Origin of the sequence: Bacillus sp. FSL W8-1127 (assembly GCF_038006725.1) — a bacterium.
In the GTDB taxonomy this organism is placed as follows: Bacteria; Bacillota; Bacilli; order Bacillales; family DSM-4216; genus Bacillus_O; species Bacillus_O smithii.
Genome location: NZ_JBBOVU010000001.1, coordinates 1,780,537 through 1,807,103, shown reverse-complemented (window position 1 = coordinate 1,807,103; position 26,567 = coordinate 1,780,537). Strand labels below are relative to the sequence as shown.

24 protein-coding genes, 3 pseudogenes and 2 riboswitches are annotated in these 26,567 nt (G+C 35.8%); of the genes and pseudogenes, 15 read left to right on the top strand and 12 right to left on the bottom strand.

Annotation, left to right across the window (positions count from 1 at the left end; all coding sequences use genetic code 11):
- Positions 1 to 80 precede the first annotated feature (80 nt).
- Positions 81 to 452, bottom strand: a pseudogene (locus NST12_RS08615) (tyrosine-type recombinase/integrase); the annotation flags it as partial.
- 693 nt (positions 453 to 1,145) lie between these two features.
- On the opposite strand from NST12_RS08615, the gene ltrA reads away from it, so the two are divergent.
- Together ltrA and NST12_RS08605 are read left to right on the top strand one after the other, a co-directional pair.
- Positions 1,146 to 2,408: a group II intron reverse transcriptase/maturase gene (ltrA, locus tag NST12_RS08610; RefSeq protein WP_003354109.1), complete on the top strand. Its 1,263-nt coding sequence runs from the start codon at positions 1,146 to 1,148 to the stop codon at positions 2,406 to 2,408.
- 99 nt (positions 2,409 to 2,507) lie between these two features.
- The gene (locus tag NST12_RS08605; protein WP_327798360.1) at positions 2,508 to 3,425 is read left to right on the top strand and encodes a class I SAM-dependent methyltransferase; all 918 of its coding nucleotides are present in this window, start codon (positions 2,508 to 2,510) and stop codon (positions 3,423 to 3,425) included.
- A 428-nt stretch (positions 3,426 to 3,853) separates the two neighbouring features.
- Here NST12_RS08605 and NST12_RS08600 read toward each other — a convergent pair whose 3' ends face one another.
- Positions 3,854 to 4,189 (bottom strand): winged helix-turn-helix transcriptional regulator, encoded by a 336-nt coding sequence (locus tag NST12_RS08600; protein ID WP_327798261.1) that lies wholly within the window; start codon positions 4,187 to 4,189, stop codon positions 3,854 to 3,856.
- A gap of 149 nt (positions 4,190 to 4,338) precedes the next feature.
- Here NST12_RS08600 and NST12_RS08595 point away from each other — a divergent pair, with 149 nt between their 5' ends.
- Positions 4,339 to 5,718, top strand: a complete 1,380-nt coding sequence (locus tag NST12_RS08595; RefSeq protein WP_341100932.1) for an MFS transporter — start codon at positions 4,339 to 4,341, stop codon at positions 5,716 to 5,718.
- 365 nt (positions 5,719 to 6,083) lie between these two features.
- On the opposite strand, the pseudogene NST12_RS17110 reads toward NST12_RS08595, so the two are convergent.
- Positions 6,084 to 6,176, bottom strand: a pseudogene (locus NST12_RS17110) (hypothetical protein); the annotation flags it as partial.
- Between the two features lie 596 nt (positions 6,177 to 6,772).
- Positions 6,773 to 6,850 carry a putative holin-like toxin gene (locus NST12_RS17105; RefSeq protein ID WP_412677456.1) on the bottom strand — a complete coding sequence of 26 codons (78 nt, stop codon included), beginning with the start codon at positions 6,848 to 6,850 and terminating at the stop codon, positions 6,773 to 6,775.
- A gap of 1,011 nt (positions 6,851 to 7,861) precedes the next feature.
- On the opposite strand from NST12_RS17105, the gene NST12_RS08590 reads away from it, so the two are divergent.
- The 5 genes and pseudogenes from NST12_RS08590 to NST12_RS08570 all read left to right on the top strand — a co-directional run bounded on the left by NST12_RS08590 (position 7,862) and on the right by NST12_RS08570 (position 14,108).
- A complete protein-coding gene (locus NST12_RS08590; RefSeq protein WP_327798263.1) occupies positions 7,862 to 8,104 on the top strand; it encodes a PepSY domain-containing protein in 243 nt (80 codons plus the stop codon).
- Positions 8,105 to 8,806: 702 nt separating this feature from the next.
- Entirely contained in the window at positions 8,807 to 10,090 is a 1,284-nt protein-coding gene (locus NST12_RS08585; RefSeq protein WP_341100929.1) for an IS110 family transposase, read from the top strand.
- Between the two features lie 599 nt (positions 10,091 to 10,689).
- Positions 10,690 to 10,800: riboswitch (TPP riboswitch) on the top strand.
- A 283-nt stretch (positions 10,801 to 11,083) separates the two neighbouring features.
- Positions 11,084 to 11,491: pseudogene (gene tnpA, locus NST12_RS08580) on the top strand (IS200/IS605 family transposase).
- An 11-nt stretch (positions 11,492 to 11,502) separates the two neighbouring features.
- Positions 11,503 to 12,624 carry a transposase gene (locus NST12_RS08575; RefSeq protein ID WP_341100927.1) on the top strand — a complete coding sequence of 374 codons (1,122 nt, stop codon included), beginning with the start codon at positions 11,503 to 11,505 and terminating at the stop codon, positions 12,622 to 12,624.
- A 242-nt stretch (positions 12,625 to 12,866) separates the two neighbouring features.
- Positions 12,867 to 14,108 (top strand): HAD-IIA family hydrolase, encoded by a 1,242-nt coding sequence (locus NST12_RS08570; RefSeq protein ID WP_341100925.1) that lies wholly within the window; start codon positions 12,867 to 12,869, stop codon positions 14,106 to 14,108.
- 782 nt (positions 14,109 to 14,890) lie between these two features.
- Here the strand turns inward: NST12_RS08570 and NST12_RS08565 are convergent.
- The gene (locus tag NST12_RS08565) at positions 14,891 to 15,550 is read right to left on the bottom strand and encodes an MgtC/SapB family protein (RefSeq protein WP_341100922.1); all 660 of its coding nucleotides are present in this window, start codon (positions 15,548 to 15,550) and stop codon (positions 14,891 to 14,893) included.
- A 489-nt stretch (positions 15,551 to 16,039) separates the two neighbouring features.
- On the opposite strand from NST12_RS08565, the gene NST12_RS08560 reads away from it, so the two are divergent.
- The 4 genes from NST12_RS08560 (at position 16,040) to NST12_RS08545 (ending at position 18,275) form a co-directional block, all read left to right on the top strand.
- Positions 16,040 to 16,807, top strand: a complete 768-nt coding sequence (locus NST12_RS08560; RefSeq protein ID WP_341100919.1) for a MerR family transcriptional regulator — start codon at positions 16,040 to 16,042, stop codon at positions 16,805 to 16,807.
- 302 nt (positions 16,808 to 17,109) lie between these two features.
- The gene (locus tag NST12_RS08555) at positions 17,110 to 17,361 is read left to right on the top strand and encodes a hypothetical protein (RefSeq protein ID WP_341100917.1); all 252 of its coding nucleotides are present in this window, start codon (positions 17,110 to 17,112) and stop codon (positions 17,359 to 17,361) included.
- Between the two features lie 501 nt (positions 17,362 to 17,862).
- Complete coding sequence (locus NST12_RS08550) at positions 17,863 to 18,066, top strand: helix-turn-helix transcriptional regulator (protein ID WP_048623394.1); 204 nt, start codon at positions 17,863 to 17,865, stop codon at positions 18,064 to 18,066.
- A 2-nt stretch (positions 18,067 to 18,068) separates the two neighbouring features.
- Positions 18,069 to 18,275, top strand: a complete 207-nt coding sequence (locus NST12_RS08545) for a hypothetical protein (protein ID WP_341102180.1) — start codon at positions 18,069 to 18,071, stop codon at positions 18,273 to 18,275.
- Between the two features lie 1,190 nt (positions 18,276 to 19,465).
- Here the strand turns inward: NST12_RS08545 and crcB (NST12_RS08540) are convergent.
- The 5 genes from crcB (NST12_RS08540) to NST12_RS08520 form a co-directional block, all read right to left on the bottom strand.
- Positions 19,466 to 19,831 (bottom strand): fluoride efflux transporter CrcB, encoded by a 366-nt coding sequence (gene crcB, locus NST12_RS08540; protein ID WP_327804851.1) that lies wholly within the window; start codon positions 19,829 to 19,831, stop codon positions 19,466 to 19,468.
- Complete coding sequence (crcB, locus tag NST12_RS08535) at positions 19,831 to 20,223, bottom strand: fluoride efflux transporter CrcB (protein ID WP_341094330.1); 393 nt, start codon at positions 20,221 to 20,223, stop codon at positions 19,831 to 19,833. The genes crcB (NST12_RS08540) and crcB (NST12_RS08535) overlap by 1 nt, the downstream gene beginning before the upstream one ends.
- 62 nt (positions 20,224 to 20,285) lie before the next feature.
- Positions 20,286 to 20,348, bottom strand: a riboswitch (Fluoride riboswitch).
- Positions 20,349 to 20,512: 164 nt separating this feature from the next.
- Entirely contained in the window at positions 20,513 to 20,734 is a 222-nt protein-coding gene (locus tag NST12_RS08530; RefSeq protein ID WP_270584369.1) for a hypothetical protein, read from the bottom strand.
- 669 nt (positions 20,735 to 21,403) lie between these two features.
- Complete coding sequence (locus NST12_RS08525; RefSeq protein WP_328204077.1) at positions 21,404 to 21,619, bottom strand: DUF3006 domain-containing protein; 216 nt, start codon at positions 21,617 to 21,619, stop codon at positions 21,404 to 21,406.
- A gap of 144 nt (positions 21,620 to 21,763) precedes the next feature.
- On the bottom strand, positions 21,764 to 22,630 hold the full coding sequence (locus tag NST12_RS08520; protein WP_412678326.1) for a ComEC/Rec2 family competence protein: 867 nt from the start codon (positions 22,628 to 22,630) through the stop codon (positions 21,764 to 21,766).
- 490 nt (positions 22,631 to 23,120) lie between these two features.
- On the opposite strand from NST12_RS08520, the gene NST12_RS08515 reads away from it, so the two are divergent.
- From NST12_RS08515 to NST12_RS08505, 3 genes are all read left to right on the top strand, one after another.
- Positions 23,121 to 23,447, top strand: a complete 327-nt coding sequence (locus tag NST12_RS08515) for a hypothetical protein (RefSeq protein WP_048623392.1) — start codon at positions 23,121 to 23,123, stop codon at positions 23,445 to 23,447.
- A complete protein-coding gene (locus NST12_RS08510; RefSeq protein WP_048624452.1) occupies positions 23,437 to 24,465 on the top strand; it encodes a DUF2332 domain-containing protein in 1,029 nt (342 codons plus the stop codon). The genes NST12_RS08515 and NST12_RS08510 overlap by 11 nt, the downstream gene beginning before the upstream one ends.
- A 500-nt stretch (positions 24,466 to 24,965) precedes the next feature.
- Positions 24,966 to 25,139, top strand: a complete 174-nt coding sequence (locus NST12_RS08505; protein WP_048623391.1) for a hypothetical protein — start codon at positions 24,966 to 24,968, stop codon at positions 25,137 to 25,139.
- Positions 25,140 to 25,370: 231 nt separating this feature from the next.
- Here the strand turns inward: NST12_RS08505 and NST12_RS08500 are convergent, their stop codons facing one another.
- Both NST12_RS08500 and NST12_RS08495 read right to left on the bottom strand, forming a co-directional pair.
- The gene (locus NST12_RS08500) at positions 25,371 to 25,919 is read right to left on the bottom strand and encodes a methylated-DNA--[protein]-cysteine S-methyltransferase (protein ID WP_048623390.1); all 549 of its coding nucleotides are present in this window, start codon (positions 25,917 to 25,919) and stop codon (positions 25,371 to 25,373) included.
- Positions 25,916 to 26,557 (bottom strand): bifunctional transcriptional activator/DNA repair enzyme AdaA, encoded by a 642-nt coding sequence (locus tag NST12_RS08495; RefSeq protein ID WP_341029610.1) that lies wholly within the window; start codon positions 26,555 to 26,557, stop codon positions 25,916 to 25,918. The genes NST12_RS08500 and NST12_RS08495 overlap by 4 nt, the downstream gene beginning before the upstream one ends.
- Between the last annotated feature and the right edge of the window lie 10 nt (positions 26,558 to 26,567).

The following is a 26,567-nucleotide window of genomic DNA, read 5'->3' as shown; positions in this document are numbered from 1 at the left end:
TTTTCAATATCGGGCATTTGATATTTTTTAACCAACTTTTTATAATTGCCCGATAATTGCCCGGTTTTATTTTTAAAAAATTATTCGAGTACATCTTTCATATACTCCTCATATTTGTTCATTCTATCCTGTTCAATTTTTTTACTGATATGTGAATAAACATTTGCAGTGATCTGAATGCTTCCATGCCCTAAACGTTCTTGTACATATTTCATGTCAGCTCCAGCTTCTAAAAGAAGTACAGCATGGGTTTGACGTAAAGAATCTGTAGGTAATGATGGAAGACCAGTTGCCTTCAAAATTCTGCGAAAGGCATTATGCAGACTAGACTTTGGCATGTAATTTCCATCATTCCTGCACAAAACCAAATTCAGATCATACTTGTATTCCTCTTTTAACGCTAATTTGTTTTGATTTTGGTACTTTTTGTGAAAATGTAGATCGTTCTCTAACCACAAGTTCGTTATTTTTCTTTTATTTTATATGTTTTGTCTACTCAGACTTTTTATTAGAAGCATAACTTATAATAAGCCGTCAAAACTCCATATACAGCACCTCCGTAAAAGCGTATGTTTATAACATACGCTTTTACTTGTGTGCGCCCGGCATGGGTGTAATCTATAGGGTGAAAGTCCCGAGCTGCGAAGGCAGAAGTAGCAGTTAGCTTAACGCAAGGGTGTCCGTGGTGACGCGGAATCTGAAGGAAGCGGGCGGCAAACTTCCGATCTGAGGAACACGAACTTCATATGAGGCTAGGTATCACTGGGTGAGTTTGCACAACAAAACAAAGCCCTTTCTGCCGAAGGTGATACAGAGTAAATGAAGCAGATGGATGGAAGGAAAGATTACACTCTTACCCGGGGAGGTCTGATGGATACGTGAAGTACCCTTCATAACCTACTTAGTGATAAGTAGCTGAGCCATCAGAAGTCAGCAGAGGTCATAGTACGAATTGGTCTAGAACAATTCGGAAGGACTGAACAATTAAGAGAGAATAGCCCTTTGCATTCAGTGTGTCATGTTGAACACAGAAAACGTAGTACCTCACTTGAGGAAGGAAACGGTGAATCCCGTGGGGGACCTCTTGGAGGGTGGAGTGACCACTGGCATAAGAAGATAAGCTATTCACGGAAGGAAGAATAACAATGCTTTTGAATCAAATCCTGTCACGGGAGAATATGCTTTTAGCTTTACAAAGAGTAGAAAAGAACAAAGGTAGCCATGGAGTAGATATGATGCCCGTACAAAACCTACGTCAGCACATAGTCGAAAACTGGATATCCATTAAAGAGGCAATTCTCAAGGGTACCTATGAACCAATGCCTGTTCGAAGAGTCGAAATCCCGAAACCTGATGGCGGTGTTCGGTTACTAGGTATTCCAACCGTAACAGACCGTTTGATTCAACAAGCAATTGCCCAAGTATTATCGAGGATATATGACCCTATGTTCTCCGAACATAGTTATGGGTTTCGTTCAAATCGAAGTGCTCATGACGCAGTTAGGAAAGCAAAAGGCTATATCAGAGATGGTTATAGATGGGTAGTAGACATGGATTTAGAAAAGTTCTTCGATCGAGTGAATCATGACAGGCTGATGAGTACATTAGCCAAGACTATTAAAGAAAAGCCACTATTGAAGCTAATCCGCAAATATCTACAAGCTGGTGTCATGATTAATGGTGTGGTATCTAGGACAGAAGAAGGGACGCCGCAAGGTGGCCCCCTAAGCCCTTTACTTTCGAATATTGTACTAGATGAACTAGACAAAGAATTAGAGAAAAGAGGGCATAAATTTGTTCGTTATGCCGATGACTGTAATATTTACGTGAAGTCAAAACGGGCTGGTGAAAGAACCATGGCTAGTGTCAAACGATTTATTGAGGGAAAACTTCGTCTAAAAGTCAACGAGAAGAAATCTGCGGTTGACCGACCATGGAAACGAAAGTTTCTAGGATTTAGTTTTACACCTTCAAAAGAGCCAAAAGTTCGGATTGCCAAGCAAAGTCTAAAACGAATGAAGAAAAAGGTGCGAGAAATCACGTCAAGAAAAATACCATACCCAATGGAATATCGGATTAAGAAACTTAACCAATATCTACTTGGATGGTGTGGATATTTTGCATTAGCAGACACAAAGAGTATCTTTGAAGATTTGGATGGCTGGATTCGACGAAGACTCCGGATGTGTTTATGGAAAAACTGGAAGACCTCAAAGACCAGGATACGCAACCTCATAAAACTAGGAGTTCCTGAATGGAAAGCTTATGAATGGGGGAACAGTCGTAAAGGTTATTGGCGAATCTCAAAAAGTCCCATATTACACAGAACCCTTGGAAACTCCTATTGGAGTAACCAAGGGCTTAAAAGTCTACAGAAACGTTATGAATTCTTGCGTCATTTATCTTGATTGAACCGCCGTATACGGAACCGTACGTACGGTGGTGTGAGAGGACGGGGGTTAATCACCCCCTCCTACTCGATTCTAAAGACAAAGGAGTGTGTTTTTATGAAAAAAGATGAGCCCAGTTTAACTGCAATCATATCAGCTTTTGGCAGAGCTTATCATAGTCAATACGATACACCTAAAATCTTTAATGACTATATAGCCAAAGAATTGATTTCACAAAAAGAATTTAATGATATCAAAGAGAAACTGGTTCAAGGCATACCGTTCTTTAACGAAGAAATAGCGCAAAAATTTAAGGGAAATACAGAAGAAATATTAAAATGGATCACACAGGTCCAACTTTCTCCAACGCCCTTGGCACGTGCTGCATATTGCGAAAAAGTTTTACTGAATGAGGTTATGCTAGGATTACAACAATATGTTCTACTTGGAGCTGGATTAGATACTTTTTGTTTTCGTCATCCAGAATTGAAAAACCGCCTAGAAATATTTGAAATTGATCACCCAGTTACACAAGAATTTAAAAAGAAAAGGTTAGAAAAAGCTAATTTAAAAATCCCGAGAAATCTTCATTTTGTTCCTATGGACTTTACCAAAAAGTTTTCCTATCAAAGCTTGGTAGATGAAGGATTTGACTTTAACAAAAAAACGTTCTTTAGTCTTTTAGGTGTATCTTATTATTTAACTAAAGAGGAATGTTCAAACTTGATTGATCATTTATTTGCCCAAGTTCCATCTGGAAGTTCTATCGTTTTGGACTATGCAGACGAAAAATTATTTGAAGAAAAAGGAATCTCTAATAGAGTTGAAAACATGGTAAAAATGGCTGCAGCAAGTGGGGAACCAATGAAATCATGTTTTTCTTATTATGAAATGGAGAATATGTTAGAAAAATCAGGTTTACTTATTTATGAACATTTATCACCGGATAAAATAAATGAACTTTATTTTCACAATCGAAAAGATTATCTATCTGCCTTTGAAACTATTCATTACCTTCATGCAGTAAAAAAATAAAACACATCAAAGATACAAATTGAAAAGGTAGACCTGCAAAGCGACCGAACAATTTCCTTTAGAATTGATCGGTTATTTTTTTGAAAAAAAATCGCTTCCTGTTTCACAGTTATGTTTGCTTCATTATAGGTCCGAATTAAGGATGATGAAGGAAAACATGTGAAAAAAATTAAGTTGAAATATCATAAAAATAAAATTATGTAAAAAAGGGCCTCATAAAGGTGACATCTATTGTTTCTGTAGAAATGTATACGACTAAGGAATATTGACCCACTTCTAGGTGGTGTCCGATCTTGTGACTCGGACACTAACCCTAGAAGTAGAGGTTCCACAACATAGATGAAGTTATTCAAGTCTATAATATTGGTTGTGCCTTGACAATCGTTAGGCTTTGGTCCTTATTCCATTTCAAACATAATTTAATTTTGTTACTGCTTATTTAAAATATTCCACTGTTCACCCCAATCTCTCATTGCGTCAAAAACAGGTTTCAATGTTTCTCCTTTTTTTGTTAGTGCATATTCAACATGGGGAGGAATAGTTGATAATACCCTTCTATAAATCAGACCATTACTTTCGAGTTCTTTTAATCGGAGTGATAATGTACGCGGGCTAATACCATGACAAGATTTTTGCAATTCACTGTATCTCATAGGACCATAAAACAAGTCTCTTAATATGAGAAACGTCCACTTTCCACCAATTAATTCCATAATAGATTCAATAGGACATTCATCTTTATTGTATTCAATACGATCTTTCATTTTAATTCTCCTAACTATCAAAAAATATAGTTGCTATATTTAATAACCGTACTTCTTTTATATTAGCAGATCATTTATTATAGTGAAAAGGATCCTAATTAAATTATGATCAGACTTCATGAAGTCTCCGAAGGGGAGATTATAGAATAATGGCTGATTACACACCAAGCTTAACAAGCAATCATAAGAGAAAAGATATATTGATTTTAATAACGTTAGCACTTGGCTTCGTTATGGCAACATTAGATGTTACGATTGTGAACGTAGCAGTTAGTACCATACAAAAGACATTGTATCTTGGTGGGACTTACACAACATGGATAATCGACAGTTATATGGTAACCTTTGCAAGTTTACTTCTTTTGGGTGGAACCCTTGCTCAACGTTATGGCGGGAAGACAATATATATGCTTGGTTTAAGTATATTTATTATATCTTCATTATTTTGTGCAATGGCGTTAAATGGATCAATGCTTATTATCGGACGACTATTTCAAGGTATTGGTGCTGCTTTATTTATGCCAAGTTCACTTAGCCTTTTATCATTATCGTTTGCAGATGATAAGAAAAGAGCGAAAATGTTTGGTTTATGGTCGGCAATTGTTTCTATTGCATCTGGTTGTGGTCCATTTGTTGGTGGTTTACTTGTGAATGAATTTGGTTGGAGAAGTGTTTTTATTATCAATATCCCAATCGGTATCATTGGTTTCATTATGGCATATATAATGATTTCCGAATCAGAGAAAATTATGATAGAACTATATCTTCGAAGTCATATATTAGCTGTTTTTTCCATTGCACTTTTATCTTATGTACTCATCGAAGGTCCTACATATGGTTGGTTATCTACTCGTATGATAGGAATCATTTGTATAACTTTATGTTTGATAAGTGCTTTTATATACAAAGAAATGAAGTCACATCATTCGATTATACCAATTTCATTATTTAAAAACCGTTTCTTTACAGGGGCAAATGTGATTGGAGTTTGCATCAACTTATCTCTATTTGGCGGGATATTTATGTTTGGTATGTTTTTACAACATGCTAAAGGACTAACACCATTGATGGCAGGTGTTCAGTTACTACCTATGATGGCTGTTTTTGTATTAGGTAACATTTTATTTTCAACATTTATCAATAGATGGTCCGTTGAATGGATTATGTTTGTAGCGCTTGTTGTAGCATCCATTTGTACGATTATCCTTGTTTTTACTGTTGAAACAAATATAAGTTATTGGGCAATTTCCTTATTATACACATGTGCAAATTTAGCCATTGGTTTGGTAGTGCCTGCAATGACTAGTATTGTTATGGAAACAGGAAAGGCAGCAGGACATATGGCGAGTGCAACGCTCAATGTTAATCGCCAGATAGGATCCTTAATTGGTGTTGCATTAATAGGAGCTATTATTGATTATTCAAACGATTGGTACGAAAAAGCAAGCCATTCATTCCTATTAATGGCGATTATTTATCTCATTTCAGCGGGATTAGCTGGAATGCTATTAAAAAAGAAGACATTTTAATTTTTTTCACAGCCTCATCTTAATGATGGGGTATTTTTTATGCAGGGCACTGTTTAACAATAATGTAGATTTTCTTCATCGACTAAGGGAGCAGATTAGTTGAATAACACACCTCAAAAAAGGGGATTATGGTGAAAATTTGTATTTATACAGGTAACTTTAATTACTTATAAGAAAATAAGATGATATTTCGCTGATTATAGAAGTATTATTTGAAAGTATATCATATTCATTTTAAATATACGTATTGAGAAAGTAGGTTAATTAGGTTGGTATTATTTAAAGAATTAATTTAGCTTGATAACAAATGCTAAGCAAAATTCAAATGAGTAAAGCCGAGAGTTCCTACGATAAGGGATCATCGGCTCGTCTTCAATTATCGGAAGTTGTTCTTTTTCACATACTTGAATGAGCTCTTGGCGTCGTTTTTCTGACATTAAAATCCCCGTTGGATTATGAAGTATGGATAGGATCTTACGACTATCATCGTGATCAATGAAATCCCAACGGTATTAGAATTTGCTTGAGGATGTTCCTGAATGAACGTAATATTTTTCTCCAACTTCTTGATCCACGTTGACTTCTTCTCTCTGCAAATGACTTTCCGGAAGATGGGGTCTCTATTCCGACCTTGCAGTTTCGGTCGGCCGGCTTCAACGCTATATTGATAAATAAATTTTCCTGCATGGCGGATACAAAATGTCCAGTTTGTCCGGAAAGATGTGATCATCAATTCGATTTATTTATTATGGGAAGCGGGACGAGGAGAAAACAACGAAACAGAAGCAGGAAACGATCTTTAGATGGAAGAGACGACGTAAAAAAAATTAAAATAATATAAGTTCGAATACAAATCGATGAAGCTGCGTAATATGAAAATGGGGGTTCGAATCACACGAATAAGAAACGACGTTCACGGCGAATAGCGATTAAAATGGCGATGGCTTTAATAAGAACAACTTTTGATTATCAAAAAAGAATGAAACGAATATGATAAAGGGAAAAAGTTGAAAAAGAAAAAAAGCAGGGAGTAACCCTGCTAAAACGAAACCGTTTATTTTTTATTGCCCATAATGGCAATGATAAGAAAGCCAATTTGGATTAAAAGGCTAAGAAACTGATAGGTTGTCATATAAACATACAACCCCCTCCTTTTTTAAACCCTCACTTTATATTTACGCTGGGGATTAAAGTTATATGCCCTTTTGTTATTCTTATTTGAAGTGTTTTTTGTTGTGCAAAATATATAGAATTAAAGTTCAGGAAAATAGCTTTTGTCAAAGAGCGAGTGCGAAGAGTGTCTTTAAGTAAAAAAGATGTTTTTAAAGTATCATGATTCATTTTCTCTAAGAAAATCCTGAAACGGATAGCTTGAAACGTGTTTTGTTTAGGAAAAGTGGCGAAATAGGACCAAAAATAGAGAGAAATAAATATTGTGTCACTACATGGGAAGCCGAATTTTCAGATGTAGATGCCCTATTAATGAACGAGGTTATTTACGACCGATTGTTTGAATGAGTTATAACTCCTGATGTTAGTAGTTTAAAATCTAGATCCACAGTTGTTCAGGTGTCGAATATGGAGAAATTAAAAATATAAAAGAATCACTATACTCTGTTGATCTACTTGATTACAAGGGAAAAAGAATTTGACGAAAAGAGAAATGGAGAAACAATAGATTTAGGAAATGATAACAGCGAAAGCTCATACTTACTTTCCTCTCGTATGTAAAAAAGGAAGGCACGAAAATAAGGGAAACTTGACAAATTATTGAAATGAAATTAAAGACTGAAACAAATACAAAGAATGGCATACATAATGTAATAAGCCAGAAGTAGCTTCTCTCCTTATATAACCGAAACAATCGTTTCATGTCGACTTCTAGAAATGACGAAAATAAAGCAATAAAACGACGCACATAGGACGATTGCGATACGAAAACTACTGAGAAGTAGGCATATTTTTACTTTTGCTTTGAAGGAATTTGTGGATTACTTTTCATACTTTGACTTGAGCTCGACCATACAATAACTTTGCACAATAAGCAGTAAAAAACAAAAAAAACGAAAAAGTTTCACGGCTGTCTTGTCTATTACATAGGGTAAAATGACAACATATTCATTGAGGAGGATGTCTTTTATCCATGTATGAAAATATTTACAACGCTAACCAATATCCTCTGTATAGACGACGAATTTCTTTGCAACAAGCAAAACAAATCGCTCTGAAAAGAATACCAGGAGAAATTCTTCAGGCAAAAATGGATATGGAAAACGGAATGTTAGTTTATGAAATCTTTATAAGGACACCACGAAACAGAATATTTGAGGTAGAGGTGATCGCGAGAACGGGAAGAATTAAAAAAATTGAAGAAGAAAAAGATTAAATATTATCCATTCTTGAACGATGGTACGCTATTTTAATATGAAATAAATGAGGTCAAAAATACTTTGTTGCCTTTTATGCCAAGATGGGAAGATAACACACAGCAAACACAACACCATAATTGGATGCAATATTCCATACTACATGGACGATCAACGGATTTTTTATAGCTGCTTTAATTCAGCAGAAAGGAAAAGGAACGAAAGAAAGATAAGAACAGCAAAACCATTGAAGATCAGAATAAAGTGTTGATAGGATTCAGCGAGAAGCATAGGACCAGTTGCTGCCAAGGTGACGGTCTTTTTTGTTTCTTTTAAAGAGTGATTTTTGTGAAAATGAAAAAGAGACTGTAAAGAAAACCATTGTATAAACAATTGTTTTGTTGAATCAATTTTTGGTTAGTTTTTGGGTTATACAAGATTCCTGGAACGAAGGAAAAACAAACGGCTTTCCTTTCTAACGTTTTTACTTTTATTTCAGCTGCTGTTGAATGGTTCAAAAAAAGACAGAGCACAAAAAGAAGCAATGAAGAGACAAGGGGTAGTGAAATAGGGTAGCGGTTTAAATGGTTGTCGCTCGTTTTTAAAAGGAGCATTCCTGTAATGAGGAAATTTGAGGTTTGATAAAAAAAAGTCCCCTTGGTATAGTACAGGGTGTCAATGCGCGTTGACCCCGAATTTCAATAAACCAAGGAGGACTCAAAATGAATTATACACAAAATCAAAAAATCTCTCAAATTACACCATCAACTCTCATTGTAGGTATTGATGTAGCTAAAGAAAAGCACGTTGCCCGTTTTCAAGATGACCGAGGCTTAGAATTTGGCAAGAGATTGATCTTTGAAAATCGTATACACGGCTTTCAAACCTTATTAGATTGGGTTAATCATATTCAAAAAGAAAATCATAAGGACCACGTGATTTTTGGAATGGAGCCAACAGGTCATTATTGGCTAAATCTTGCCTACTTTCTTAAGGCAAAAGGATATGATGTAGTGCTAGTGAATCCCATGCACGTCAAAAAAAGTAAAGAGCTTGATGACAATTCGCCTACAAAAAACGATACAAAAGATGCTCGTGTCATTGCACAGTTAATGAAAGATGGGCGATACTCCGTACCGAACCTATTAGAGGGCGTATACGCTGAACTAAGGGAAGGCGTCAAATTACGAGATCAGCTCATCAAACAGCTTATGATCATTGAAGGGCGGATTGAAAACGTCATTCAGCGCTTTTTCCCAGAGTTTTTCGATGTGTTTGGAGATTGGAAAGGGAAAGCCGCCTTTCATACCTTGCGCATGTTTCCATTTCCTTCTGATATTCAAAAGTTGACACCAGAAGAAGTACTTCAAAAATGGAAACCGCATGTACAGCGTGGGGTTGGGCTAAAACGTGCAACCAAACTCGTAGAGGTAGCGAACAAGAGCGTTGGGATTGAAGTCGGAATCCAGTACGCCAAAAGAGAATTGGATTGTCTATTGGATCAATATGAGCTTTACAAGAAACAGTTAGCACAACTAGATGAAGAACTAGAAGGTGTTGTTGAAAGCATACCAGGTGCGAAACAAATGACCAATATCCCGGGACTTAGTTACACTACCATTGCTTTGTTCTTTGCGGAAGTAGGAGATTTAACCAAGTACAATCATCCGCAACAATTAGTCAATCTGGCAGGGCTTTCTTTAAGAGAACACAGTTCAGGAAAGTATAAAGGGCAAACACGCATAACCAAAAGGGGTCGAAGACGTTTACGAAAAGCATTATACCTGGCCATTCGACCATTGGTTGCCCATAATCCTGTATTTAAAGCCTTGCATCATTACTATACCAATCGGCCAGACAGGCCGTTAAAAAAACAACAGTCTCTGATTGCCTTGTGTTGTAAATTATTACGTGTGTTATTTGCCATTGGTAAGAAACAGTGTGAGTTTGATGGATTAAAGCTATTAAAGGGATTACCTCAAATAAAAGCATTACAGGCTGCATAAAAGCTTTCAAACGACTTGTTATTCTGACAAACACCAATAGTGCAGAGTTGGAGTATATTTTCACCATTCGGGCATTAGACCCTGTAAAGGAGCATATCCAACCTCCACCTCATGGATACGCAGGACGAAGGAATGTGTGGATCTTATAATCCAGTGATACATGGGAGGGTGAGCGACCATGAGAAGTGTGGAGATTTCTTGCACGGTCATACATGATATTACAGATATTGTAAATCTGTATTATAGGATGCACCTTACCATGTAAATATATTGAATAAATACAAGTAATATCCACTCATTTGAGGTAAAGAAGCTATTATGTGTTAGCGAAATTTAAAGAAAACGCGAGAATTTTGAAGAAAATTAAAGTTTATAGAGGGAGGGATAATATCGCTGAATAAACCTTCAAAAAGTATCAACTGGTCAGCATTTTCTTAACATTTGATTTTACGTGTTCAATATGACCCTACTGTTTCGACTTAGAATACGTCAATCATGTTATTTAGGAGGTACATTCATTCCTGCGATAAAAATTTGAACATATAGACAATTCGATAAATTTGTGTTACGTTTAAATGGAACACTTTTACAATAAAATAAAAATTCACTAGGGGTGCTTTTGTGTTAAAAGCTGAGAAAAGACTGAAAGTCTTTAACTCTTTGAACCTGATCTGGCTTGTACCAGCGTAGGGAAGTGGAAAGCGTAAAGCATTCATTAACCAATAAAATTTATTAAATGCTTTTGTTCATAAACCACTTCTGAATGAAGTGGTTTTAATTTTTTTTATTAGGAGTGATAAGAAATGAGTAAAAGGAAAAAAGTGTTTCTAGCAGGTCCATTTAACTTCCCTCCGAAAGAAGTCTTCTACTTCAAAACGTGAAGGTGCGGAAGCACCAGTGAAAGTGGGAGATGAATTTCGGTTAGGCGTAGCCTAAAGTTGTCTCTTTTTTGTACTACGATATAATCAGTATTTATATAAATGAAAGACTGTTATATCAACGGAATTAGATAATAATAATCATTCGGGGTATTCCTTTTGTATTATCATCTTGTTCTAGTCGTAAAATATCGCAGACCAGTGATTGATGACCCCATATCTGACTATGCAAAAGATATGTTTATTCGACTTGGTGAACATTACATTATTTCCTTGGTCGAATGGAATCACGATCTTGACCATGTGCATATTTTGTTCAAGGCACATCCGAATAGTGAACTATCAAAGTTCATCAATGCCTATAAAAGTGCAAGTTCTAAGACTTATCAAAAAGCATTATCCACAAGTGAAAAGAAAACTTTGGAAAGAGTATTTTTGGTCAAGAAGCTTTTGCTTACTTACAACAGGTGGTGCGCCCATTGAAGTGATAAAGCAGTATATAGAAAATCAAGGGAGGAAGTGAGGTGATTTGATATGGCAAACAAAGCATATAAATTTCGTCTGTACCCAACACAAGAACAAGAGCGACTTCTTACAAAAACCTTCGGTTGCGTTCGTTTCGTCTACAACAAAATGTTGGCTGAACGAATGGAAACATATGAACCATTCAAGGACGACAAAGAAGCCTTGAAAAAGCAAAAAAAATTCCCGACTCCTGCAAAGTACAAAAAGGAATTTCCATGGCTCAAAGAAGTAGACAGCCTTGCGTTGGCAAACGCTCAACTGAATTTGCAGAAGGCATACCAAAACTTCTTCTCTGGTCGTGCTGAATTTCCGAAGTTCAAAAGCCGAAAGGCGAGACAGTCCTACACAACCAACGTGGTCAACGGAAACATTATGCTTTTGGATGGTTATATCAAATTACCGAAACTGAAACTTGTAAAAATCAAACAACATCAAGAAATTCCGTCACATCATATCATCAAGTCTTGTACGGTTTCTCGAACAAAAACAGGAAAATACTATGTTTCTATTCTCACTGAATACGAACATCAACCTGTACAAAAAGAAGTACAAGCTGTGGTTGGCTTAGATTTTTCCATGAACGGTTTATTTGTCGATAGTGAAGAAGGTAAGACAGCCAATTACCCTCGTTTCTATCGCCAAGCCTTGGGAAAATTAGCGAAAGAACAGCGTGTTCTATCACGCAGAAAGAAAGGTTCTAATCGTTGGCACAAGCAACGACTAAAAGTGGCGAAGCTACATGAAAGAATTGCGAATCAACGAAAAGACTTTCTACATAAGGAATCGCACAAATTAGCGAAACTATATGATTGCGTGGTTATCGAAGACCTCAACATGAAGGGAATGTCCCAAGCACTCAATTTCGGCAAAAGCGTTGCTGATCATGCATGGGGCATGTTCACGAAATTTCTCCAATACAAGTTAGAAGAGCAAGGGAAAAAGCTTATCAAAATAGATAAGTGGTTTCCATCATCCAAAACTTGTTCATGTTGCGGTCAAGTAAAGGAGTCTCTATCTCTTTCTGAGCGCATATTCCATTGTGATTGTGGTTTTGTAGCAGATAGAGATTGGAATGCTTCTATCAATATCAAGCGTGAAGGATTGCGACTGTTGGCATTAGCATCATCATAAATAGAGCATGGAACAGGCTCGATAGCTAAGTAAATTTCGTACCGTTAGGTGCGATTACCTTAGAAGCCCCCACCTCTAAGCGAAGAGTAGGTGGCGGGTAGTTCACCCAATGGAAAAATGAGTGGGATTATCCTCCTTTTGTTATTTATCGCTCTATAAAGTGATAAATTCTTTTTTGTATGGTCATTTCGCTTTAATGGACTTGATATTGGGTGGTTTGATCAACTCGAGGAGTGAATATTATGATAGCTGATAAATTTGACGTATTTTTATTTGATTTAGATGGAGTAATCTATATAGGATCTGAACCACTACCCGAAGCAGCAGAATCCCTTAAGCGTCTTCGGAAAGAAAAGAAAGGGATTCGATTTTTAACCAATGATCCATGTACAACACGTGAAAAAACAGCACGACGGTTAATGAGTTTGGGCGTGGAAGCAAGAAGCGAAGAAGTCATTACGTCATCTTGGTTGACTGCACAATATTTAAAGAATGAAAAAATAAAAACGGCACTTGTTTTAGGTGATGAACATTTAAAATGGGAATGTCAACAAGTTGGTATTCATATACAAGATCAAAACGACGTAGAAGCCGTTGTTGTCGGATGGGATATTGATGTGTCTTTTCGCGATATCCAGAAAGCGGCGAAATTAATTCAAAGAGGAACAAAATTTGTTGCGACCAATGCAGATAGAACGTTTCCAACCCCGGAAGGCCCTTTACCTGCCGTTGGTGCAATAGTAGAAGCCATTCGGGTTTCAACAAATAAAAAGCCTTTCATTGTAGGAAAACCAAACCCTTACATGTTTAAAAAAGCGCTTGAAGATTTTGCTTCGTCCTCCAGAGCAGTAATGGTAGGGGATAATCCATATACTGATGTTTTGGGCGCACATCAGGCAGGGATACAAGCCATTTTGGTATCAAATCAAAAAATGAAAAAATTTCCGTCAGCAAGAGATTTTCGTAATCCGGATGCAACGATACCCAATTTAAAGAGTTTATTTGACCATAATATAGACATAAAAAAATGGATTTCTCCTTCCTTTTCTTGGCCTGAGAAAATTGAAGCGGGCGTAGCGGGCATTATATTTGATCATAAACGGCGAGTACTACTAATGAAACGTGCAGATAACGGCTTATGGGGGATTCCATCGGGACATGTTGAACCGGGAGAAACCGTGGAGGAAGCTATCATAAGAGAAATTTATGAAGAAACCGGTTTAAAAGTGAAAGTAAATCGATTAATCGGTGTTTATTCTGATCCTGTTTCTCAAGTTTTTGAATATCCAAACGGGAAAGTGAGTCATTTTATTACAACTTGTTTTGAGTGTGAAGTTGTAGGAGGAACTTTAAATAGAGAAAGCGAAGAAACATTGGATGTAAATTACTTTGAACTAAATCATTTGCCGGAAGATCTCTTACACATGCATCCAAGATGGCTTAAAGATGCATTAGAAAAAGAAAGTTTTTCATATATCCGCTAATATCTTCTAAAAAATAGTGGGTTAGATAGTGTTGTATGGTGCAGAAGAGGATAAACCGGAATGTTATTAAGAAGTTTTTAATGTAGTAAAAATGATGAACAGCATCTTTTGAGGAGCTTTTTTCAAAGTATCAGTGAGGAGAGTATATTCATGTTTGGTTTACTCGAAAAGAGATGCTTTGTATGTAAGCGAAAAACGAAACCATTGTATAAGTATTATGACAAAAAAGGAAAAAGTATTAAAGTTTGTTCTGATTGCGCAATATATGCAGAAAGAAGAGCGTTTAGAAAAAAAGTGTAGGCACCTGTATCGGCTCCCTTTATAGTAGTCAGAAATGCAAGCTCATTCATCTGTCTACTATATAAGGGGATTTTTTATAAGGAAAAACGAAAAACATAGGATGTAAAGTTTTAAAAAGCTGTAGAATGGGGTTCAGATATGACCTATTTGATTTTTTATAGGCAAAAGCTTATTAAAGATCTTTATAATCATGAAATTGTGACTTATCCTATTCGTTCCAGAATACATCCTGTCCATAAAACCTAAAAAATATAATGAATATGGCCAGTATGCCAGAATAGGAAACGGTTTGGATAATGCCAGTTTGGAAAAATTTTTCAGCCATTTCAAGGCAGAGCGTTTCAAAATGTACTCGTTTTGTAAAACAAAAGAAGTTAAGGACATCAACCCTCTAGGTATGATACTGGGTCAAAACCTTGCCGAATGGACTCGTGAATTTAGTCAAGGAGGACTCACCAGGATTTAAAACAAAACCCATCCGTTTATTCAATTTTTATTGATTTGATATGCGGCAACTCGTTCAAGCGGGTATACAGGAGCAATTCATCTCCTTGCTTTTTTAATTTTCCTGTTATTTTATAATGATAAGTGGTTGGTTCACTATCTTCATGTTCGGTAAATAAATAGGTTGTGATTTCCATATTCGATCTAACTGCATTTAGTACCTCTGCTAACGAGCTTTTTAATTCTGCCTCGATCTCCATTCGCAATGTTTTCTGCGGACTGATTTTAAATACTCTGCTTAATATTTCTAGACCGATTAGAACTAACACCGATGCAAAGAGACCCACAGTATACATTCCCGCTCCAATCGTTAAACCAATGCCGGAAGTTGCCCATATTCCAGCTGCCGTAGTCAATCCACGGACATACTGCTTTTGAATAATAATCGTTCCTGCACCTAAGAAACCAATTCCGCTTACTACTTGGGCGGCAATCCGACTTGGATCAAGTGCTATATCTTTATCTAAGAGTACATCCTGAAAACCATACTTTGAAATAATCATAATAAGCGCGCTTCCGACGGCCACTAAAAAATGTGTTCGTAATCCAGCCTCTTTTGAACGCAATTCCCGCTCTAATCCAATAATTGCTCCCAAAACACCAGCCAGAGCTAACCTGATAATAAAGTCAAAAATCATAACGTCTCCTTTCTCCCCAACCATCAAATTTAACAAAAAATACAGAATTTAGTAATTGTTTATATTTTACCATAATTCTTGATGCGAAAATTTTTTAGACTATACGATGAATGAAGGAAGTGCAGGAAATGTTCACTACCTTGATCCATTTCTAATGAATTCAGAATAAGGGAGGGGGAGGGAAATATTATTCAGTGAATTTTCTTAACTATAAAATTAAGGAGAAACAAGCAAAATGATAAGAGATAAACGGCGGCATAATATAAATGCTTTTAAATATTTCAGAATATCGCTCGGTCCAATTTGGCAGGACATTTTTTGCAAAACAGTTGAGAGCTTGAAAATCTACATAAAATTGGTTCAAAGGTATGTATCTTATGGCAAATACTCATGTTAAAAGGTTTGAACCATTATTTTATAAAATATATTGATTGCCTGTTGACTCTTACCTTAGGTAAGCCCTTAGAATCACATACGAGGTGGTTGAAAATGTTATACACGGTAAAAGAAATTTCAGAATTCGCGAAAGTAAGTGTAAAAACCCTACATCACTATCACAAAATAGGGCTGCTATTACCGTGTAAGGTAAGTGAAGCTGGCTATCGCCTTTATGGAAAAAAAGAGCTAGAACGTTTACAACAAATCTTATTTTATCGTGAATTAGATTTCCCCCTCAAAGAAATTAAAAAAATATTAGATGGTGAACCAGATCGATTATCGATCTTGTCGGATCAAAAAAAGCTCCTTCTTTCTCGTATACAAAGAATGGAGCAATTGGTTGAGACAATTGATGAATCGATTCGTTGCACTATGAAAGGAGAAAGTATGGATAAAAAAGAGATGTTCAAAGGATTTAATAGTGAAGAAGAGTGGGCTGAAGCATTGACCGAGCAAAATCAATACTTAAAAGAGAAATATAACTATGATTTACTTGAAAACAATCCAATTGATGTTCAATCGATGCATGAATCCGCTTTGGAAGCAAAGCGTTTTATTGATGGTATGGCTGATGCACTGAAGAATGGATTAAAGTTTGATGACAAAAAAGTACAGCTTCTAATAAGCCAACATATTCATTTCTTAAATCATCATGGATATGTAACGAAAGCATCGGATTTTGCGGCACAAGCACGATTCTTTTTAAACGATGATTTCCACAGAAACATGCTTGAATCCCAACAGACTGGTCTTTCTTATTATCTTTGCATTGCAGCGGAAGAGTACGCATTTAAAAGTCGTTTAGTAAATAAACTTTAATTAACGCAGATTGGAGGAGAATAAATGAAATTGCGAAAAGCCGATGAAATGGAAAAATATCGAATTTTAGACCAAGGCGCCTCGTAGGGCAAATAAAGCTGGTTTTCATGCTCTAGATGTCTGTATAATATAAGGCTATATACGAAATGCTCTAAGTCCTAGTTTTTCAATTAAACTTACAGGCCGAGTAGTGGAAAATGAAATTCTGTTTGTATGATTTTAAAAACCGATAATTGGATTAAAGTTTTAATGTTGTTTTTAGTATAATTGTCTTTGGTTTACAAAATTAGAGGAGAAAACTTATGACTTGGTTTGAAATAGTTATTGTAAGTATTTTCATTGGATTGATTGACTGGTTTAAGAATAGAAAACTTACTACTTTTTTTAAGGACTTTATTTTCGCACTTATAACATTCACCCTTTTAAAACTAATTTTGTCTTATATCAAATTACCAGATATACCTGAAAAGCTACAGCTAGTCATCTTTGCAGGAACTATAGTATTATCAACTATAGTTTTGTTACTTGAGGCATTTAAACAGAATAAACAATAACTTGAGCTTGTTTACAGTAAAAAGCTTTCTTTAACTAAAGGGTGAGAAAACTCAACAACAATTATGCTTGTTCAGGAAACGGGCAGGAAAGTTTAAAAAATCATGGATATGGCGGTATTTCTCAACTTTTTATGATTACGAAAAGCCCTTCTCATTCGAGAGGGGTTTCTTTATGGAATCCTTTGTATGATTGCGGAAAAAATAAATTTTATGATTCCAACAAGAAAATCAGAATATTTTACTCTTTTCAGCAAATTTTAGTCATTTATTAAAGCTCTTTATTTTAAGGACTTTTTTGGGCGAAAAGAGATAAGAGTAAAAGATCGAATTTAACAATGAAACTATAGGATGATTGTTCATTGTAATCTACAGATAAAGGACAATGGGATCATACATGATTATGTTGTCAGATAAATTATAAAAATGGTTTGACAATTCATTCTCTTTTCGTATAATGAATGTAAAACATTTTTTACATTTTAAGAAGTTTAGGTGGGTGAATTGAAAAATAACATTAGAAATGTACGAAAAAGTATGAACCTTTCACAAGAAGAACTTGCAAATAAATGTGGTGTAACAAGACAAACCATAAATGCCATCGAAAATAATAAATATGACCCTTCATTATCATTAGCGTTTAAGTTATCCATACATCTAAATACACAACTTGAAAAATTATTTTTTTACGAGGAGGAGAATAAATGAAAATGCGAAAAGCCGATGAAATGGAAAAATATCAGAGCGATCAGTCTGCGAAATATGGGTTTATTTTTTATACCGTTGCACTGTTGATTTGGTCATTATACAGTTTTTTTACCAATGGCGACTCTGGATGGCAAATGACTATTTTATTGATAGGTTGTGCTGTTTATTTTTGGTCCCGAGTGATTTTGAATAGAAAAATGAATAAATAATAGAAATAGTCTTCTAAATGGAAAAGATCAATTTTTTTAAGATAATTGAAACATTGCCTAAATAGAAAAAACCCCTGCCAGCATTGAAGTGACTTCTGTCAAGAAGACAAAAAAGTACACTTAAGTAGCCTGAGTCCTATATTCATCAGGGCACAGGTTATAAATGCGAGATCAATGTTTCCAATTTACTTTGATATATTTTAAATGCTTCAGATATGTTCAGAACACAAGTTCATCCTTCTAATCCCTTGAAATGTAAGGATTTGAAAGGGGAACTATCGGACATTTGATATTTTAAACCGTTTTTCATAACAGCCAGATAAGTGTCCGATTGATTTTAAATAAGCCATTTGAGTACATTTTTCTGTTCACATATTTAAAAGGTTATGAAAACAAATATCAGCGGTAATCTTAATGCTTGTCTGCCCTGGTTACTAAAAGAAGTATCTTATGGATGTGACATTTACATGGTTAAAGTATTTAGGATGACTTCAACCTTCGGTGAAACGTATTTACGGGTCTTCGAACTTTCATAAAAATTACATATTCCCTTCATATAAAACCAAACGTAGAATCATGCTGATAAAATTCTCTTAAAGTGGCTGAAAATAGGGTTGCCCAAAGCAAAATAAACTACACCCTTTAGTAAAAAGTTATCCTTTATTTCTGATCTTCATTGATTTATAAATATATTTAACCTTTTGCATTGTATTTAACCCTAATATTGTAATGATTACAGTGTAGACCGTTGTTAAAATAATTGCAGTATATCCTAAATAGGTAAGACTTCCAGATTTATTTGCTAGTCGCAAAACCAATCACATCCTTCACTCATTTTGGAATCTTTACATTTAGTCTGTTTTTATTTTTAAAATTTATTCCAATTACTTTTATTCGCATTCATTCTAAACTAGGTTGTTTAGAAAAGATCCGGAACCGCGTGAATAAACAATGGCCGATGAAAATAATGAAAATCTTTTAACATGAAATAACCAGTCTCGAGCATCCTTTTACACTCGATTCGCTTTTGAGGTTTAACATCGAACATGACATCGGTTTTGCTAAATCCTTTGAGAAATTACGAGTTTAAAACAATAAAGCTTGGCATTTTGCCAAGCTTTATCCGGTACCAATTTTTCGTCAAACTCAATAGCGAAACATTCATGATGTATTTTATAGATACTCCAACGCTAGGCAAGTGCAGCTGCCATTAATTCTCCGATCCAAGCGAAGAGAACTCCTAATAGCACTGATGTCGAAACATAAATGATTGCGTTCCTCGCATCTTTTTTCTGCAACATTTGGATCGTTTCATATCCGAACGTTGAAAAGGTTGTGTAGGCACCAATAAAACCAGTGCCAATTAAAAGCCATGACCATTCAGGTATGATTTTATTTGAGTGTAGAACTGCAAGAATGCCAAGCATGAATGAGCCCGTTAGGTTGATGAACCAAGTGCCAAATGGAAAGACAGAAGATGTTTTGCCGGTAATCCATTTCCCTAGAAGATACCGCGAAATGGCTCCAAATATTCCTCCGATACCTACCCAAAACATTATTCTGCTCCTCCTTTCGATTGCTGAATATTGAAGGTAGCCAATTTAGCCCCAATGATCGCGAATCCAATGCCGCCACCAACACTCAAAAGAAGGTAAATAAGAGCGATTAAAAATTGTTGATGTACTATGAGATTGAGCGTTTCAACAGAGAAAGTTGAAAATGTGGTGAATGCCCCCGTGAAACCAGTTCCTATGGCCAGCTTTAATTGCGGGTTTATCATCCATCGTTTCGCCGTTATGGTGAAAAACCAAGCAAGGAATAAGCATCCTGCAAGATTAATCAGCAAAGTACCGACCGGAAACCCATTGGTTGCAGGAATCCATTTTCCTACTGAATAACGGAGTATTGCACCAACGAATCCTCCTATTCCAATTGCCAATAAGTTCATCCTATCAGCCTCCTCAACTTTATTGTTGTCATAAAAAATAGACTCCTACCAGTAAATGTGCATAACTGGTAGGAGTCATTAGTCGCATGGACGGTTATATGGCGAACTCCATCGCCTATTCAGCTGAAAATTATTATATACTTAATGACTTTTTCATTCAATGTCTTATATAAAATTCTTATCATTTATCCAGATATACCATTGAGAAGGGCTCATACTGTTTTTTAAATGGACTTTCCCGCAAATAGCGACAATAGGCACCAAAAATAATCATAATAAAGTGAATTTGTTATTTCGTTTCCTTTAATATCACCCGTTGAAGCGGCACACCTATATTGATAGTCTTTTCAGTCAGTGTGTACTTTTTGTTATTTAAAATAATGGTGTAATGATCGATTTTTTCACAGCTGTTTCCTTTGCTAATTAGATGTTGGACGACAGCGTTGCTTAATTCCTCCTGATTAAAATATCTTTCATCCAATTCAATGACCATTTTGTTTTTTGAAAACATACTATTCAAATCCTTTCGGAAATAATGGAATTTTGCGAAAAATGATATCAGCATGAGTGACCTATCTCGATGTGAGCGGCTACTAGAACGTAATTGTCTACGTAGGGGACAATTACGTTCAATGCTAGTGAACTTTATAGGAAAGAACCTAAAAGTACAATGATGGAATGACTCGTCGTATCACAATAATGGAACCAGTAAATAAGCGGTCCATTGATTGATAAACATATCTATAGTAAAAATTTAACATAGCCAAAAATAAAAATCAATCATGTTCTACCAGCAACTGCTAGATACAGAGTAGGACGTAAAGCATTTTTTGTTGTCCTTTTTTCTTGTGCATTTAATGAAGTAAGAAGTGTTTCACCAGAAAAAACATCTAAATAAAGAAGCTTTATTCGGTTAGAAGATGAAATGAAAGCAATCTTGTTGTTTAGGCGGGAATTTTTTGTTTTCAACCATTCTGTTGGGAGTTTTAAACGCCAACGATAATCTTCAAACCATCATGAAAGAGATCATCAACCGTTCGACCGGAAGCAAAATATTCTCTTTTCTTTAACCATTAGAGGATGTTCATTACTTTTATTTTGAACGATATCATAAAGTAACACCTAACTTTTCAGCGAGCTATGCGTTTAAAAGCCCCTGCTGAGAGGGGCTTTTGGCCTTTTAATCCTTAAACAATCCTTTCATTAAATTTTCTATTTCTTTTCTTTGTCTTTCCGTTTCTTTTTTGTCCAGACGAAAACGGCCATTTTCTAATTTCATCACATCACCAACTTTACAATTCTTAGGAAGCTTGCTTTTTTCTATCGTTACCCTTTTTCTGTCTTCAGTTTCGCAAACTGCTAAACCGCCTTCAAAATAATCAATAATATACTCCACTTTTATGGTCACATCCTCTTTATTGGGTCTGGGAGTGCAAGACGTGCTTCTCTTCTCTAAATGACCGGTAAATTGTGATGTTGTACGACCATGCTTGTTCTGTTAATAAATATTCACACTAGCTATTAAATGATACGATGGGGCTTAGTGAGCAATGTTGCTATCACTTGATATAGGTCTAACGTTAAAAGATAAATGGGTTCCATCCGTTTTGGCTATAATCGTACCTTGCTGATCCGTTCGAAAAATATTGATTTTGTGGATTTTTAAGCGATTTATTACTTCAGCGGTTGGATGCCCATACGTATTTTCTTTTCCAACGCTGATAACGGCATAGGTTGGCTTTACTCCATTCAAGAATGCTTCACTTGTAGATGTTTTCGCCCCATGATGTCCAATCTTGATCACGTCAGCTCTCAAATTTTGCTTAGAAGCGATCATATCAGATTCCGCAGTTGTTTCGACGTCCCCCGTAAACAGGAAAGATCTTTTTCCATATGTTAGTTTAAGAACAGCGCTCCAGTCGTTTGTATCGTCTGTGCTGTAGGATTTAACCGGGCCTACGAATATGGCGGAAACATCATTTAAACCAAGAGCAGTCCCTTTTTGGGCGGTTTGAATGGTTAATCCTTCATTTTTTACGGCGTTCAAAAAATCTAAATACGATTGAGTCGTATGAGAAACTCTTGGAGCGTATACTTGTTCTACTTTAAAGGATTTTAAGACAGTGTCCAATCCCCCAATGTGATCAACGTCCGGATGAGTCGCGATCATAATCTCAATATCGTCGACATGTTGTTGTTGGAGATATGCTACGACATCATCGCCTTTGTCATTATTGCCGCCGTCAATTAAAATATCTTCCCCGTCTGAGGTTTTGATATAAATACTGTCGCCCTGTCCAACGTCTATGTAGTGGACATACAGAGACGATGTTGCGGTTTTTCCGAAAGACGGGAAAACAATGGAGGACAAAAAAATAAAAGGCAATAAAAATGTACGGATTTTCACACATATCCTCCTTTTTCTACGGTGATTTAACTTTATTATGGGATAAAAGGCAGAGAAATTTGCAAAAAAGAATGGCCTTTATGATGAATATAAAAAATAAGAAGGGAATGTTTTATTGACTGCTTATTCCGGAATGATCGTAATGCTCTTTTTGGTTAGTAAGGTAGGCGCAAATCCAAATCAAAGATTCAAGCTGCCTTTGGTGTAAAAAAGTTCACTCGCGTTATTACAGGCATATACGACACGTTAAGGTGTAGTGTTTGCAGATCGGAACCATTGCACATATTTTGGAAAATCGTATCATACATCGATTAGGAGATGCATTCTATAAGGCATGTTTAAGGCAAGGCATAAAAGTTTTTCATTTCCTGCAAGAAACAAATGGGGAAGGTACAGATAATAAACCTGAAAATTTAAAAATTTTTATCTTTTTTGTTTCTTATGATAGTCTTGTATCAGATACTTTGAATTTTGCAAGGACTGTTTTCTTATGGATATAGAACAAGAGATTAAACGTATGAAGAAAAGGGCATTAGTTGGGTGTTTAATATGGTTTTTGATCCTGATGAGTATTCCCGTTTTTATGATCGGCGATTTTGCCTACAACCTATTCTATAAAGAAAAGGCTCTTGAAACCAGCTATTCCCCCAGTAAAATCAATAAAATTGAAATTGTTCAGAAAGGGGAAGCTATATACTTTGGACCGTCTTTGGTGAGAATCCACTTTGGAAAACAGTACGAAGACCATTCTGTTTTCAACGATGGAAAAACTCTTATTTTAAAATATTTAGAACCTAGGGGTGTTTATTTTGGATAAATTTTTAATTTCTGAAATGTTTAAAAATTTTGCTGATTATGAATGCGAAGGTTCAAGTCGGTTATATGAATTTTTGTCTCGACAAATTGCTAAAGATGATGAATTGCTGGAATTATGTGCGTTTGCCAGGGATGGACAACCAGTTCCGAATTTATTTTTAGGTGCTGTTCATTACCTATTGTTGAAAGGAAAAAAACATGCTTTGAAAGAATACTATGCAAGTATTGTTCAAAATCCAAAAGAATTAGAGGAAGTTTTTATTCATTTCAAGGATTTTTGTCAAATTTATAGAAATGAAATTATTTCAATCCTTAAAAGTAAGTTAGTACAGACTAACGAAGTAAGGCGTTGTGCTTACCTTTATCCAACTTTTTGCTATGTATATAATAAAGCGAAGAAACCTTTATCTTTAATTGAAATCGGAACGAGTGCAGGTCTGCAACTTTTATGGGACCAGTATTGTTATTCATACGGAAACTATGAAGTTTATGGAAATAAACTTTCAAATGTTCATATAACATCTGAAATAAAAGGGGGCAATACTCCTTTGTTATTTCATGAGAGTCCTCCAGTAGCATCGAAAGTTGGATTAGATTTACATATAAGTGATCTGGGTGATCGAGAAGACTATTTATGGTTAAAATCTCTTATTTGGCCTGAACATCAAGAAAGATTACTGCTTTTTGAAAGTGCAGCTAGCCATTTTAATGAAAATCCTGTGAAACTTATCGAAGGGGATGGAGTAGCTTTACTTTTAGATGTCGCAAAGCAAGTGCCAAAAGATACTGCAATATGTATTTTCCATACCCACGTCGCGAATCAAATATCAGAAGATTTGAAATATGAACTAATTGAAAAAATTAAAATGATAGGAAGTACAAGAGAGGTATTTCATGTATATAACAATATGTGGGATAGAAAACTTCATCTAGACTATTTTATTGATGGAGTAGAACACAAAGTAACGATTGGGGATACAGATGGACACTGTAGATGGTTTTATTGGGATTTAAATTAATTAGCTTTTATGGAAGGAAGGATCATCGAACAATCCTCCTTTGGTAAACCTACTTCGTAGTTAAAAATGGATGATTTTTTATTCTTCAATGAATGTATGAATTTAGTTAAAATCGTACGTACATTTTCGCTTATGATCTTATCCTTTTGATTTTTTTTGACATGATCGAGGTATCTACAAAATTGTACATTCAAATAATGGATTTCAAGGAAGGTGAAAGGATGATGACACTAAATATGTGCAGTTGAAGAGGTATTCCGGCTTCGTTGTAGCGCTTTTTTGAAGAACAAAAGTCAACTTTTCAAAAGATGTTTGAAACACGAGCACTGCTAAAAAGCATGTGTATTTTTAGCCGTTCATTTTTTGACTTTTGTCGAAGCTGCTATGAGTATTTGTAGTCTGCGGTATCATGGTTGATACAGTGATACTCTTCCTTAAAGCGATTGTCAAAGTAACGAATATTTAGAATAAATGACTGATAGAGAATAGGAGGAATTATGATGTTTAAGGTAATATCGAAATGTTCAAAATGTGGAAAAGAAATTCATGGCAATGAAGAGGTTTATGTGAAAATGCGTTATCCTGAAAGAAGAGGGATGGTTGAAATTAAAGCATTTTTACAAAACGAAGGGAAAATATTTTGTGAAAAGTGCTTTCTTGATATAAAGAAATAAACTTTAATAAAGTCGGAGGAAGAGGTGATTGCAAATAAAGTATTTTTCCTCTTCCAAATCGATATTATGAATCGTCCATCATAATGCGAAAGAAAGATTCTTGATCATACATATTGATGATTTCATGCTACGAATCTTTGTCTAATCAATTTCCGAACAAAGGATGACTTACTTGTCCAACGATTGTTGCACTGAATTGCAGCCGAAAGAGGCAATGTGATCAAAATTCTATTACACATGCAAGAACTTTCCATCGAAAAGGGCATTTTTATTTTCCAGCTCCAGCAGTTGTTTTTTCATCTCCAGACCGCCTCGGTAGCCTGTAAGAGTTCCATTTTTGCCGATCACCCGATGACAAGGCACCACTATTAATACTGGATTGGCGCCAATAGCGGTTCCAACAGCACGAATCGAAGTCGGTTTTTGAAGATAATCCGCAATTTCGGAGTAAGATTTTGTCTGTCCGTATGGAATTTCGCACAATGCGTTCCATACGGATAATTGAAACGGGGTGCCGTATAAATCAACGGGTACCGTAAAAGTTTGGCGCTGGCCTTCAAAATACTGGGATAATTCGTCGATATACGGCTGCAATTTCTGATCATCTTGCACCAATACGCTGTTCGGTAAGCGCTTCTTCAGCCAACGGGATAAATCGGCAAGTGATCCATTTGGAGAGCCGATGTAACAAAGTCCGTTTGTTGTCGCTGCTATATGCATTTTCCATTGTTTATTATCAAACAAAGTCCAATAAACGAATAGATCATTATTTGTATTCATTGCCTTTCATCTCCACAACGATGTAATTGACGATATTCTGCGGGGGTATATCCTGTTTCCTTCTTAAACAACGTGATAAAGTAGGATACATTCGGAATGCCTACTGCGAAGGAAATTTCTGTCATGCTTTTATCGGAATAAGTCAAATACTGAATAGCTTTAGATATTCTCGTTTGCCGGATATATTCGGCCGGTGTTAACCCTTTGATTTTTTTAAAAGTACGGTGCAAATGGTAAGGACTGCCGTGACAAAAATTCGCCAATATTTCAAGCGTTAAAGTTTTACTGAAATTCGTGTCTATAAAATGGGTGATTTGTGCCACCCAATCTTCATCCGGCAGTCGTTGTTCGGTCGGTTTGCATCGTTTGCATGGACGATAGTTTTCCGATAGAGCTTGCTTGGCATTTTGAAAGACGCGTACGTTTTCCTTTTTAGGGGGGCGGGATTTGCAAGAAGGGAGGCAAAAAATGCCGGTTGTTTTTACACCGTACAAAAATTGATCGTCGTAGGACGATTTATTCATTATAATTGCTTGCCAAATTTCGTCCGTCATCTTTTCCATAACTGGTTTTACTTCATGATCGTTTTGCGAGATGAATTGTATCATCTCGTATTCTTTTTGTTTTTGATTCTTCATTTGGATTCCC